Annotated in this window: 8 protein-coding genes; 5 read left to right on the forward strand and 3 right to left on the reverse strand. The window is 39.5% G+C overall.

Going from position 1 to position 13,123, the window contains the following annotated elements; translation table 11 throughout:
- Window positions 1–18 precede the first annotated feature (18 nt).
- Entirely contained in the window at window positions 19–882 is an 864-nt protein-coding gene (locus WG989_RS08095; protein ID WP_340428574.1) for a polysaccharide deacetylase family protein, read from the reverse strand.
- A 141-nt stretch (window positions 883–1,023) separates the two neighbouring features.
- Entirely contained in the window at window positions 1,024–1,323 is a 300-nt protein-coding gene (locus WG989_RS08100; RefSeq protein ID WP_340428576.1) for a hypothetical protein, read from the reverse strand.
- A gap of 245 nt (window positions 1,324–1,568) precedes the next feature.
- Between WG989_RS08100 and WG989_RS08105 the strand changes: the two genes are divergently transcribed.
- The 5 genes from WG989_RS08105 to WG989_RS08125 all read left to right on the forward strand — a co-directional run bounded on the left by WG989_RS08105 (window position 1,569) and on the right by WG989_RS08125 (window position 12,008).
- A complete protein-coding gene (locus WG989_RS08105) occupies window positions 1,569–2,192 on the forward strand; it encodes an RNA polymerase sigma factor (protein ID WP_340428578.1) in 624 nt (207 codons plus the stop codon).
- Between the two features lie 106 nt (window positions 2,193–2,298).
- Window positions 2,299–3,408: a FecR family protein gene (locus WG989_RS08110; RefSeq protein WP_340428579.1), complete on the forward strand. Its 1,110-nt coding sequence runs from the start codon at window positions 2,299–2,301 to the stop codon at window positions 3,406–3,408.
- Window positions 3,409–3,581: 173 nt separating this feature from the next.
- Window positions 3,582–6,938, forward strand: coding sequence for a SusC/RagA family TonB-linked outer membrane protein (locus WG989_RS08115; protein ID WP_340428580.1), 3,357 nt, complete (start codon window positions 3,582–3,584; stop codon window positions 6,936–6,938).
- A gap of 42 nt (window positions 6,939–6,980) precedes the next feature.
- Complete coding sequence (locus tag WG989_RS08120; protein WP_340428581.1) at window positions 6,981–8,534, forward strand: RagB/SusD family nutrient uptake outer membrane protein; 1,554 nt, start codon at window positions 6,981–6,983, stop codon at window positions 8,532–8,534.
- 96 nt (window positions 8,535–8,630) lie between these two features.
- Window positions 8,631–12,008 (forward strand): VCBS repeat-containing protein, encoded by a 3,378-nt coding sequence (locus WG989_RS08125; protein WP_340428584.1) that lies wholly within the window; start codon window positions 8,631–8,633, stop codon window positions 12,006–12,008.
- Between the two features lie 21 nt (window positions 12,009–12,029).
- On the opposite strand, the gene WG989_RS08130 is transcribed toward WG989_RS08125, so the two are convergent.
- Window positions 12,030–13,010, reverse strand: a complete 981-nt coding sequence (locus tag WG989_RS08130) for a YitT family protein (RefSeq protein WP_340428585.1) — start codon at window positions 13,008–13,010, stop codon at window positions 12,030–12,032.
- Window positions 13,011–13,123: the final 113 nt, after the last annotated feature.

Here is a 13,123-nt window from a genome sequence, read left to right on the forward strand (position 1 = left end):
AAGTTAACGGATAATTTTTTATTGCTTCAGTCCGGGATAGCGGCTCACAAATTCGATCTGATAATCGCTTTTTGTTTTGATGTGTTGAATAAAATGGCGAAGTGAGGCTACATCCGTTGAATCAGCAAAAGCCTGGTCGTGTGTTAACAGCACCATATGATCAGGTGTTTTGGTTCGGTTATGAAAAAAAGCACTGTCTACCTGTTTGATCAATTCTTCACTGCTTTGTTTCAACTTCAGCGAATCGTTAAAGTGCCATTCAATATCCCAGCCCACCACAACAAACCCTGCATTGTAAAGCGAATCGGCGGCAGCTTTGCTTTTTACAATGTCTGTTGCATTAACGGCTGCTGTTCGCCAGATATTCCGGCCGGGCGTTCGTGCAATTTTGTTGTTGAGTTGTAAGGAGTCGTCCGTTCGTTTAAAATCAGCAACTACAGCACTATCGTTACTGTAGAATTTTGAAAACCTGTTGTGTGCATGTGTGTAACTGTGGTTGCAAATTTCAACCCATTCACTTTGTTGTAAGCTGTCCCAGGTTGCCTGTTGCTCTTTACTGCCATACACATGCTCGCCAACAACAAAGAAACTCACAGGCACCTGTTCTTCGTTAATTACACGAAGAACTTGCCGTGTTCCTTTGTTAGGCCCATCATCGAAGGTGATGTAGATCTTCTTTTTCTTTTTTGGTGGAGGCGGTGCTTCTTTTTCCGGTGCCGGCATGGCTTGTACAACGGGCGTGATTGCCATCGGCAATTCATTGTTGGTACTGTTGAATGTACAGCTGCTGAAAAAAACAAGAAGAAAAAAGTGGGGGAGATAGTTGGCTGAGTTTTTAGGCTCGCCTTCATCGTCGGCTGACGATGATTCAGTTTGTTTCATAAAAAATAATTGTTGATTTGATTTGAATATGAAGATAGCAGGTGGCAAATTGCTTTGCAAGTACGCTTTCGTTAAAGATTCTGTAAATGAAAAAACCTCACAAAAATTTTTCTGTGAGGTTTGCAAATAATGTGTGTTGTTTTAAACAGCAGTTGTACCTTTTTCGCCGTCGTTTTTTTTCTTAAAGACGTCGTTGAAGATACCTTCGGCTTCACTCATATAATCTTTCATATTTTCTGAGCCCTTTGTTTTCAGCTCTTCAAAATAATCGCCGGCTTTGTTAAACGATTTTTCTGCTTCCTCTTTCAGTTTGTTGGCTTTCTCTTTGAGATCAGCGTACATTTTTTCTTTTTCTTCATCGGTCATACTGTTGTATTTGAACAATGCATAACCGGCTGCTGCACCCAGCAGAAACGTTGCGATGTGTTTGGGGTTGACCATAGTTGTAAGTTTAAATGAATTATATCAATTATCAGTCCAGTTTAATACTTGTTGTCAATACGACATTCTTTTAAAATTGACTTTAGTGTTTGCAGTTTACCGTTTTTCAATACTTACATTCAATATCTTTAGCCTAAGAACTGCTGCATTTAGGTTTTCCAAATTACAAAATATGTTATACTTTGTATCCGGAGAAGGATGTTTCCGTTAAGAGAAAGTATACAGCAGGTTCTCTACGATTGCTTATGGATAATGATAACATTTTATGGCAAGGGCTGAAACAGGGCGATAAAGAAATGTTTTTAGCCTTATATAAAAAGTATTACCATACACTCTTTTTCATTGGTGTGAAGGAGATGAAGGATGCTCATTTGGTAAAAGATATCATCCAGCAATTATTTTTATACCTGTGGGAAAAAAGGGAAACAATACAAGATGCAAGAGATGTAAAATCCTACCTGATTACTTCCTTCTTACGAAAACTTACTGCTGATTGGAAAAAAAATAAACAATCGGGAGTTTTAGAAGTGGTGTGGAGCAGCTACCCTGAAGATCAGCAACCAAACCCCGAGGAAAAATTGATCCGTAAAGACGAACAAAGCCATTTGTTTAAACTATTGATGGAGCGCATCAATGAACTGCCGAACCGACAAAAAGAATTGATAACGCTTAAGTTTTACGAAGGCCTTACTTACCAGGAAATTGTACAAAGAACCGGCTTATCACATCGCACTGTCTATAATAAAATACATGAAGGGTTAAAAAAACTCAAATTGGATATCGTCAAAAGTCAGTATCCGCAAAGTGCTGCACTACTATCCTTACTCCAGGTTTTGGCATCTGCTGCCACTATTACTTCGGCTCAATAAATACTAACGTTGGTTTCTTAATTTTCTTTTCGTTTATTTTTTAAAAAACGGGTAAAAAATTCCTGCAGCATACTCTGCTTTATAATTGATATACTAATACTTGATTATGTACGCTGATAAAATGAGCATAGAGGAACTACTTTCTGACGAATCGTTTATTAATTACTGCAAAGGGGTTTCGCCTGAGGACATTGCTTTTTGGGAGAATTATAAACAACAAAATCCCGATAAGGCTTTATTGGTGGAGCACGCCAAAGAACAATATATTCAGCTGTTCAATGCGTTGGCCCTTGCCGACTTTGATGAGCAGTCGGCCCGTTTAAAAAACAGCCTTGAGGAGAAAGAGAGTACAGTGGTTATACAGATGGAGCAATTTGAAAAAGAAAAGCGGGGTAAGGTTTTGCCGCTATTGCTTCGAATTACTGCAGCTGCAGTGATTGTGGCAGGCCTGTTTTTTACGATCAACTATTTTGTTACAGGCAGAGATAACAAGGTCAAAACCTATGCTGCGGTTTATGGTGAAAGAAAAAATATTCAGTTACCCGATGGTTCAGTTGTTACATTAAATGCAGGAAGCAATATCAAGATCAATGAAAAATATGGTGTAGCTACACGGGATGTTTACCTGGAAGGAGAAGCTTTTTTTGAGGTGAAGCATGATTCCACTCTTCCATTTATTGTGCACACTCCGGTAATGGATGTAAAAGCACTTGGTACAGCATTTAATGTAAAGGCGTATCTGAATGAAAAAAACACGCAAACATCTTTGATAAGTGGATTGGTAGAGGTAACACTTAAAGAAATTAATAACCTGAAGATGTTGCTTTATCCGAATCAAAAAATTGAATGGAAACATGGAAATACCAACACTCCCGGTAAAAACGTAGCCAATGTAAATAACGAAACTCTTTTAAATGAAACCGACAGCCTCAAGAAAAAACTGGTGGTAACGAGTACTGGTGATATCAAGGAAATAGCCTGGAAAGAAAACAAATTGATCTTTGATGATGAAGAGTTTGAAGACATCGCCATTTTATTGGAAAGGTGGTACGGTGCAAAAATTAATTTTAAAGATGCCCCCATTCGCAACTACCGGTTTACAGGAACATACGAAAAGGAAGATCTGAATACAGTGCTTGATTACATGAAAGAATCTAAAAATTTTAATTATACAATTGAAGAAGGAGAAACATTAACCATAAATCTGTCAAAATAAAAAAATACAGGAGAATGTTGCAGCATTCTACCTGTATCCAAAATTTTGAAACACTTTTTACTACTAAAAAGGGTTTCTATTTTTTAATTTAAAACCAAACTAAAGGTATGAAAAAAAATCATCCTTACAGGTGGGGTATTGCGAACCCATCTTTAACGAAGCTGCTTAAAATTATGAAACTGACTGTAATTTTTCTGTTTGTATGTAGCCTGATGGTACATGCCGGCGGGTTCTCCCAAAATGTGAAAGTGACCCTTTCGCTAAATGGGGTAAAACTGACGACGTTTTTTAAAGTCATCGAAAAGGAAACCAACTACCGGTTTACATTTTCAAATGATATTATTCCGCCCGGAAGGATCGTAACCGTGAAAGCAAAAGATACGCCCTTATCAGAGGTAATGGATGCGGTGCTGCAGCAAACCAACCTTAAATACAGGTTCGACGAAACATCCGGTGTTTTTATTATTTCAGAGAAAAAAGATCATGCTGAAGATGCTGTAGTAATGCGTACGATCAATGGCACTGTAGCTGGTGATGGAGGAGAACCACTCGCAGGCGTAACAGTGCAGGTAAAGGGAACTACTAAAGCTACTACTACAGACAATAGTGGTTCATTTACAATTGAGGTAGAAGACAATGCTAAAGTATTAGTCTTGTCTTTTATTGGAATGGTTACCCAAGAAGTAAATATCGAAGGTAAAAGCTCCGTAAAAGTGGTAATGTCTTTATTAGACAAGGCATTAAATGAAGTGGTGGTGATAGGTTATGGTACGCAGAAAAGAACATTGGTAACCGGTGCAGTTTCAACTGTAAGCAGTAAAACATTGAATGAACTGCCGGCCATAAGTATTTCGCAGGCATTACAGGGTCGTGTTGCAGGTTTACAGGTAACCAATAATGGTAGCCCGGGTACCGAACCCATTGTACGTATCAGAGGTATCAGCTCAATTAGTTTTGCTTCAGATCCATTATATGTGGTAGATGGATTTCCTACAGGAAACCTTTCCGCAATTGATGTAAAAGATATTGAATCGGTAGACGTATTGAAAGATGCATCTGCTGCAGCGATCTATGGTTCAAGAGCAACCAGTGGTGTAATCATCATCAATACAAAAAAAGGAAGAAGAGATGGGAAAATGAGTGTTACGCTTGATTCCTATTTTGGCATACAGGAAGTAACAAGTCGCCTTTCACTCCTTAATACAGAACAGTTCAAACAATATGCGCTTGCTTACAGAGGCAACCAGGTACCGAGACTTACAGAACCACAAATAAGTCAACCCACTCATGCCGGGGCAACACAAACCTATGGCCAAACTAATACTGATTGGCAGGATGCTTATTTCAAAAAAGGCGGTATGAATCAGCATAACATTGGCTTGAGCGGCGGTAATGAAGTATCACGATTTCATGCTTCTGCCGGTTATACTGATCAGCAGGGTATTGCACCAAGTGTGGCTTATCGTCGTTATAATTTCCGCATTAACTCAGATCATATCATCAACAAAGTTTTTACGTTCGGTGAAAACCTGTACATCGCTTCCGGAATTCAGAACTATGATAATAATGAAACCGGCTCCAGAACCAACCTGGTGAATGTGATACGAATGATGCCACATATACCTGTTTTTGATCCAACATCTAACGGAGGTTACAGAGGTGTAGATGCTACAAAAGATGGTGGCGATCCAACCAACCCGGTAGAAGATGCAGCATTGAAAAATCCAGGTAAACGATCAACCGTAAAGATTTTTGGTACTGCTTTTCTCGAAGCCAACATCACCAGCTGGCTGAAATTTAAATCTACGTTTGGTATTGATTATGCTACTGGGTTAGATTATCGTTTTGCACCTATTTTTAATAACAACGGTGCTGTTGCCGGTTCAAGCGCTACACAGGCAACGATTACAAATAACCGGAATGTTTCCACTGTAAAATTATTTACTGAACAACTTACGTTCGATAAAACGTTTGGCAACCATCATCTCAATGTAATTGCAGTTTACGAACAACAGAGCCAGCAAACAAAGCAGGAAAATGCAAGCGGTAACCAACCATCAAACGACCTGCGCACACTGAACAATGCAACGAATATCTCTGCACAAACATTGGTTGGAGAAAATACATTGTTATCCTTCCTTGGACGTGTGAATTACGATTATCAAAGCAAATACATCGTAAGTGTAGCTATACGACGTGATGGACTTTCTGTTTGGGCTCCCGGAAAAAAATGGGCAACATTCCCCTCAGCTTCTGTAGGCTGGAGAGTTGATCAGGAAGATTTTATGCGGAACATGCCTAAAATTTCTGAATTGAAATTGAGAGTTGGATATGGAATTACCGGTCTTAACGGGTTGGTATTGGGTAACACACCTTGGTTAGTGAGTGTGCTTGCAAATAGTTCATCGTACCCTCTTGGTAATTCAATTACCGGCGGACCAGGTTCTACTATTCCGGGATTGGGCAACCAGGAGTTGGAATGGGAAAAAACAAAACAGATAAACATCGGTCTGGATCTTGGATTATTTAAAAATAAGATCACTTTATCGGCTGAGTATTATCAGCGAAAAACAGATAACCTGATTTTGGAAGTACCTGTTCCCCCTTCTTTTGGATATATCAACAGCACAGTATTTCAAAACGTTGGTGCAATGAATAACAACGGATTTGAATTTCAATTGGGTTACAATAAACGAGAAGGTGCGTTTAAATGGTATGCAAGCACAAACATGAGTTTTGTTACAAACCAGGTAACCAGGTTAGCTGAAGGTGTTACAAAAATTGAGCGTGGTAATGATGCAGATTTTGGTGGTGATAATATTACTAATACTGCACCGGGATATTCTGTTCAGGGTTTCTACGGTTGGGTGGTAGAAGGTATTTTTCAAAGTACAGCAGAAGTTAGCAGCCATGCTACACAATCAGCTGCTACAGCTCCCGGCGACTTGAAGTTTAAAGACCTTAACAAGGATGGAAAAATTGATAATGATGACCGCCAGTTTCTCGGAAGTTTTATTCCTAAGGTTACGTATGCATTTAACCTTGGCGGCAACTACAAAAATTTTGATGCATCACTTTTCTTCCAGGGAGTTCAGGGCAACAAAATTTATAACGCTACAAGGGTTATTACCGAAGGCATGGTTCGTTTCTTTAATGCCGGCACACAGGTGTTGAACGCATGGACGCCAACCAATACTAATACAAATATTCCACGTGCTGTTTCTTCAGATCCTAACAGAAACGCCCGTCCTTCTACAAGGTTTCTTGAAGACGGTTCATTTCTGCGTCTGAAAAATGTAATGTTAGGATATACGGTGCCGGTAAATTTTTTAAACACACATACAAAAGGATCCGTAAAGAGTTTACGGGTTTACGTATCAGCACAAAATGTACTAACGTTTACAAAATATAGCGGATACGATCCGGAAGTGGGTAACAGAACTCCCGGTTCATCATTAACCAATGGTATCGACTTTGCAGTGTATCCACAGCCTAAGTCGTTCCAGGCAGGTATTCAGGTAAGTTTTTAATGAAATTATCCCACGTTTATTTTATAAAACAATTCTAAGGATATGAAACAAAATATAAAATCAATTATAGTAACAACATTGGCAGTTACCACTATGCTGGGCTGTATCAAAAAACTGGAGGTGTTGGACGAAAACAATCCAACAACAGAAAGTTATTTTAAAACAGCACTTGAATTGCAGAACGGTGTAAATGCTGTTTACTCTACTTTAAGATCGGCTCAACTGGTTGGTCGGGAATGGTTTTTTACACATGATATGAGAGGCGGTGAATGCTGGGCCGGTGGCGATCAGTTAGAAGCACCAAGAGCTGAGTTGTTAAAACAACCATCACCTGCTCCATCAAATTCTGTAATGACGAATGTGTGGACTGGTAGTTATCAAATGATCAACAGGGCTAACCTTGTAATTGGTAAAGCACCGGAAATAACAGATAACACAGCATTAAGAGATCGTGTGGTGGGAGAAGCAAAATTTTTAAGAGGTTGGGCTTATTTTGAATTGGTAGCACAGTGGGGCGAAGTTCCGCTGTATACAGAAACGGTTACTTCTGCAATTGGGTTTAAAGGCAAATCGCCTGTTGCAGATATTTATGCTTTCATAATAAAGGATCTTACTGAAGCAGCGGCGGCATTGCCGGCGAGCTACGGAGCATCTGATAATGGCAGGGCCACAAGTGGAGCCGCTAATTCTTTGCTGGGCAAAGTGCTGATGCAAAAAGGTGATTATGCTGCTGCTAAAACTGCTTTGCTGAAAGTGTATGGCAAATACTCACTTGTACCAAATTACCTGTGGAATTTTGATGGCGATATAAAGAGTGATGGTGGGGTAACCATTACAGCTGGTCATGAATTTAATGCTGAATCTATTTTTGAAGTAGTGTTTGTTGATAAGGGTGATAATAATTTTAACTGGGGATATAATGGTGAAGGTTCAACCAGTCCATTGAGTACAGTACGTAACCAGGAGTATGGTATTACCTGGGGAAATGTGATTCCATCGGACAGGTTTTTAAATGAATTTGAAGCCAACGATCCGAGATATAGATTTACGATTTATGAAGAGGGTGATAACATACTTACAGCTCCGGGTGCAGTTGATAATATTAATAACCCGGCAGCAACACCTCCTTTACAACTTACAGCTGCGGCAATGAACATTGCGCCAAGCACAAAGAACGGTGTAACGAAGAAGCGTTTCTTCCGCAAGTACAGTATTTATGAATATGTAAACTCCGGTTTCCACCCCGGCGGTATTAATCAGCGTGTAATACGTTATGCAGATGTATTGCTGATGTTGGCAGAATGTGAAGCAGAAGCAGGAACGCCGGCACAGGCAGCAATCTATATCAATGAAGTGCGGAGCCGCCCGGGTGTAGCAATGCCACCTGTTACGCCGTTAACAAAAAACGATGCATTAAAAGCAGTGATGCATGAACGTGCAGTTGAATTAGGTGCCGAAGAAGTAGCCAGTATAGATGTTTTACGCTGGAGGAAAAAAGGTTATTTCCCTTTATTGAAACCAGATCCCGTACCGAACCAGGTAGATATGTTTCCAATTCCTTCCAGTGAAACGTCAACAAATCCTTTGATAAATTAAATGGCATAGTTTAATTTTCATAGAGGCTATTCTTAGCCTCTATTTTTTTTACCGGTCTCTCGCCCTGATTTTTTAAACTATAACTTGTCGTCCTGCATGAAAGAGCTTGTCAACTATTCGAAACAGTTTATTTTTTTTATCGGCATCATTTTATTACTGTCGTGTAATCGCCAACAAAAAGACACGTTGTTTACACAGCTTTCGGCAACAGCGTCGGGTATCAATTTTAGTAATGATATCCACGACAACGACTCTTCCTACTCTTTCATCAACGAGTTTGGTTATATGGGCGGCGGTGTGGGCATTGGCGATTTTAATAATGATGGATTAAAGGATATTTTTTTCGCCGGAAACCAGGTAAGCAGCCAGTTGTACATCAATAAAGGAAACAATCAGTTTGATGATATCACAAAAAAAGCAGGCATTGGTACCAATGTCTGGTGTACAGGTGTAAGCATTGTTGATGTTAACCAGGATGGCTTCGATGATATCTATGTTTGTGTATTTGGTAAGGATCTGATGCATCGTTCAAAAAATCTCTTATTCATCAACCAAGGGAATCTTACATTTAAAGAAGAAGCAGAAGCATATGGACTTGCAGATGTCGGTTACTCAACACAGGCAGCTTTTTTTGATTATGACAGAGATGGCGACCTGGATATGTTTCTTGTAAATTACTTGCTGAGTACAAAAAATTCGAATACGATTTTCCCGAGAGATAAAAGCGGATTTTCACCTGCGAATGATAAACTCTACCGCAATGAGGGCGATAGTGCAAATACAGGACATCCTGTTTTTACCGATGTATCAATTGCGGCGGGAATAAAAGAAGATGGATATGGGTTGGGCGTATCCGTTAGTGATTTTAATAATGATGGCTGGCCGGATATTTATGTAGCAAATGATTTTATATCCAACGACGAATTATGGCTTAATAACCGCAACGGAAGTTTTACCAATTGTATCGACAAGGCAATTCAGCATCAGTCGTATTCAAGTATGGGATCTGATGCTGCTGATATGAATAATGATGCCTTAACAGATATCGTTACACTGGATATGCTGCCGGAAACGAATGAACGGAAAAAGACCTCTCTCTCGTTCATGAATTATGATCGGTATGAATCGGAAAGAAGGATGGGTTATGAACCGGAATTTATGCGCAACATGCTACAGTTGAATAATGGTAACTTAAACTCAGGAACTACCGGTATTCCTTTTTTTAGTGAAATAGGAAGATTGAGCGGAATACATGCAACCGATTGGAGCTGGAGTGTATTGCTGGCTGATTTTAATAATGATGGGTGGAAAGATATGCATGTCACCAATGGTATTGGGAGAGATTTTATTGATGCCGATTTTCTGGAGTTCAGTAATGGGATATTCAATAGCAACCAAACAAGAGAAGAACAACAAAAAGCGATCAGAAAAAAACTGGCTTCATTAGAAAATGTTAACCTGCCAAATTATTTATACATCAACAATAAAGATCTCAGCTTTTCAGATCACTCTGAAAGTGCAGGAGTGAACGAACCTTCCATGTCGAATGGTGCAGCTTATGCCGATTTGGATAATGATGGCGATCTCGACCTGGTTGTAAATAATATTAATAAAGCGGCATTTGTTTTCATTAACAATACCTATCAAAAAAACAAAGCTCCAACTTCTCATTCCTTAAGTGTGCAATTAAACGGAGACAGTCTTAACAGGAAAGGATTTGGCGCAAAACTGTTTGTACATACAGGCGGCAAAGTGCAACTGCAGGAACAAAATCCTGTTCGTGGATATTTCTCATCAGTAGATCAGCAACTTGTTTTTGGATTAGGACAACATGATCATGCAGATTCACTTGTGATCGTGTGGCCCGATGGGAAAAAACAGGTCTTAGAAAATGTAAAGGCTGATACAACGATTGTACTTGCATGGAAAAACGCTGTTGTTGATGAGGTTGATGTAGTATTTCCATCGTATCTTTTTTCAGATATAACAGGGCAGAGCGATTTGTTCTATAAACATCAGGAAAATCCCTTTAACGATTATACATCTCAACAATTATTGCCGCAAAAATATTCTCAAATGGGGCCGTTTATTACTACCGGCGATATCAATAATGATGGCACAACAGATTTTTTTATTGGTGCTGCATTTAACTTTTCCGGAAAATTTTTCATACAAAAGCCCGGAGCAATATTTATTTCAAAAAATCTTACCGACAGTATTAAGTTTGAAGAAGAACAGGATTGTATTTTATTTGATGCAGATAAAGATGGTGATAACGACTTATTGGTTACGTACGGCGGTATGCAATTTGAAGAAAATTCAGTTTACTATAAACCACGGTTATATACAAATGATGGCAAGGGTAATTTCACATTGCAGAGTAGCGCCATTCCTGATTCAGTAAGAACGATTGCGGGCTGTGTAAGCGTTGGTGATTATGACGGCGATGGCTACCCCGATCTATTCATTGCAGGCAGGGTGTCGAAAAAATATCCACAGTCTCCTAAAAGTTTTTTACTCCACAATAACCGTGGCATTTTTGCCGATGTTACTGCAAAAGTTTGTCCCGCTTTGCAAACACCCGGAATGGTTACTGCTGCGGTGTGGACTGATTTTGATAATGATCAGCAAACAGACCTTGTTATTGCAGGAGAATGGATGCCCGTACAATTTTTTAAAAACACTCAAGGAAAATTAATTGATGTAACAGCTGCTACGGGGCTAACTCAAATAAATGGAATGTGGCGTAGTTTAATTGCCAGCGATATGGATAATGATGGAGACATGGATCTTGTTGCAGGCAACCTTGGATTGAATTGTGAATACAAGGTTAGTCCGAATGAACCCATGCAATTATTTGCAACTGATTTTGATGGTAACGGCAGTATCGATCCTTTTTTATTCTACTACATAAAAGGAGCGGATGCTGTGAAGCATTTGTATCCCGCCGTCAGCAGGGGCCGCTTTGCTGAGCAGGTACCTGCTATAAAAAAACAATTTCTTTTCAATAAGGATTATGCACACGCTACTTACCAAGATATATTTAAAGGAAAAGCAGCCGATAAAATTTTGCAGTTGCATTGTAATGAAACAAGGACTTGTTATTTTGAAAATACGGGCAATGGTAAATTTGTGAAACATGTGTTGCCGGTAGAAGCACAATTTTCGCCGGTTAATGCCATTATCTGTGATGATATCGATAACGATGGATTCAAAGACCTTTTGCTGGCAGGTAATGAATACCAAACCGAGGTAATCACAGGAAGATATGATGCGTCTTACGGTTGTTTTCTTCGCGGAAGTAGTAATAGATCCTTTCAGTCAGTTCCCCCTGCAAAAAGTGGGTTTATTTTAAATGGTGATGTAAAGGACATGTCGCTCATTCGCTTAACAAACGGAGAAAAAAGAATCCTTGCTGCAGTTAATAATGATTCTATGCGGGTATTTAAGATTGCTGTTGCACGCAATCAGTAATAAAAAGTAGAGCGTTCATAGTTAATTCCCTTTCAACCGGCGTTTCTTGATCAATCCGCCTTTTACATCTTTAATACTGCTCATCACCATGAAAGCGTTGGGATCAATTTTATGTACTTCTGTTTTAATGCGGTTAATTTCCAAACGTGTAACAACCGAATAAATAATATCACGTTCATCAGCATATCCTTTCGTGCCAAAACCACCTTTCCCTTTATACACTGTTACACCACGTCCAAGTTGATGCGTCACCATACGGCTGATCTCTTCACTATGTGTTGAAATAATGGTAACACCTGTGTATTCTTCAATTCCTTCGGCCACAAAATCAACTGTTTTTGCAGCGGCGAGGTAAGTAATAAGTGCATACATCGCTGTATCGATCGACAGAATATAAGCGGCAACTGAAAACACCATTACATTAATGATCAGGATCACATCACCCACCGACCCACCGATCTTTTTACTTACAAACAACGCCATTACTTCCGTACCATCGATCACCGATCCACCACGAATAGCAAAGCCAATACCGGCACCTAAAAAGAATCCACCAAAAATGGCCACCAATAATTTATCATCGGTTACCTGCGGAAAACTTACAAAAGCTGTTACCAATGCCAGTGTAATAATGGCGATGGTTGTTTTGATAAAAAATACTTTGCCGAGTATGCGGTAACCAAACAAAACAAAAGGGGCGTTTACCAGCAGCAGCAACAGCGGAAATGGAATTTTTGAAAGTTCGTTGGTAAGCAGGGCAATACCGGTGGCGCCACCATCAATAAACCGGTTAGGTATTAAAAATCCTTTTAAGCCAAAGGCGGCAGAGAAAATTCCTATCAACATCAGAAAAGCATCTTTCAATAACGCATAAAACGAAATGCGCCGTTCACGATAAGCTTTTGCTTTTTCATACGGAGTAAGTGGTGCATCAGGGTTTGTACGATTGCTTCGTACCCTCATTGCTTTTTCTACCAATGTTTCGGAGTCTTGTTTACCCATGACCTTGCATTATCAATATAAACAACGGAAGCCCTGTAATTGCCCGCAGAATTCCCGGCAACCCGTATGCTGGGAAATTACAGGTTTTCAATTACCTGACCTATGAAAAAAAT

It is taken from the genome of Lacibacter sp. H407 (assembly GCF_037892605.1).
Lineage (GTDB): Bacteria > Bacteroidota > Bacteroidia > Chitinophagales > Chitinophagaceae > Lacibacter.

Excerpts from the sequence above, each read along its gene's own strand:
- WG989_RS08095 (WP_340428574.1), bottom strand. The coding sequence starts at position 882 with ATGAAACAAACTGAATCATCGTCAGCCGACGATGAAGGCGAGCCTAAA.
- WG989_RS08100 (WP_340428576.1), bottom strand. The coding sequence starts at position 1,323 with ATGGTCAACCCCAAACACATCGCAACGTTTCTGCTGGGTGCAGCAGCC.
- WG989_RS08105 (WP_340428578.1), top strand. The coding sequence starts at position 1,569 with ATGGATAATGATAACATTTTATGGCAAGGGCTGAAACAGGGCGATAAA.
- WG989_RS08110 (WP_340428579.1), top strand. The coding sequence starts at position 2,299 with ATGTACGCTGATAAAATGAGCATAGAGGAACTACTTTCTGACGAATCG.
- WG989_RS08115 (WP_340428580.1), top strand. The coding sequence starts at position 3,582 with ATGAAACTGACTGTAATTTTTCTGTTTGTATGTAGCCTGATGGTACAT.
- WG989_RS08120 (WP_340428581.1), top strand. The coding sequence starts at position 6,981 with ATGAAACAAAATATAAAATCAATTATAGTAACAACATTGGCAGTTACC.
- WG989_RS08125 (WP_340428584.1), top strand. The coding sequence starts at position 8,631 with ATGAAAGAGCTTGTCAACTATTCGAAACAGTTTATTTTTTTTATCGGC.
- WG989_RS08130 (WP_340428585.1), bottom strand. The coding sequence starts at position 13,010 with ATGGGTAAACAAGACTCCGAAACATTGGTAGAAAAAGCAATGAGGGTA.